Origin of the sequence: Streptomyces huiliensis, from assembly GCF_020037025.1 — a bacterium.
In the GTDB taxonomy this organism is placed as follows: domain Bacteria; phylum Actinomycetota; class Actinomycetes; order Streptomycetales; family Streptomycetaceae; genus Streptomyces; species Streptomyces huiliensis.
Genome location: NZ_JAIQLH010000556.1, coordinates 1 through 611, shown reverse-complemented (window position 1 = coordinate 611; position 611 = coordinate 1). Strand labels below are relative to the sequence as shown.

Below are 611 nucleotides of genomic sequence, written 5' to 3'. Positions count from 1 at the left end.
TGCCAGATCGTGCGGGTGGCGTGTCCGACGCAGGACGATGCGGACGCGTTGAAGGTGATCGCGGCGAAGTCGCAGATCCCGGTGATCGCGGACATCCACTTCCAGCCGAAGTACGTGTTCGCGGCGATCGACGCGGGCTGTGCGGCGGTGCGGGTGAACCCGGGGAACATCAAGCAGTTCGACGACAAGGTCAAGGAGATCGCGAAGGCGGCCGGGGAGGCGGGGACGCCGATCCGCATCGGTGTGAACGCCGGGTCGCTGGACCGCCGCCTGCTGCAGAAGTACGGCAAGGCCACGCCTGAGGCGCTGGTGGAGTCGGCTTTGTGGGAGGCGTCGCTGTTCGAGGAGCACGGCTTCCGGGACATCAAGATCTCCGTCAAGCACAACGACCCGGTCGTGATGGTCAATGCCTACCGGCAGCTGGCCGCGCAGTGTGACTACCCGCTGCACCTGGGTGTGACGGAGGCGGGTCCGGCGTTCCAGGGCACGATCAAGTCGGCGGTGGCCTTCGGTGCGCTGCTGTCGGAGGGCATCGGTGACACGATCCGGGTCTCGCTGTCGGCGCCGCCGGCGGAGGAGGTCAAGGTCGGCATCCAGATCCTGGAGTCGCT

General features: G+C 67.1%; 1 protein-coding gene. It reads left to right on the top strand.

Annotated features, from left to right (window positions below; translation table 11 throughout):
- The coding region (locus tag JNW98_RS35835; RefSeq protein WP_223772416.1) for a flavodoxin-dependent (E)-4-hydroxy-3-methylbut-2-enyl-diphosphate synthase at positions 1–611 on the top strand (611 nt) is incomplete at both ends.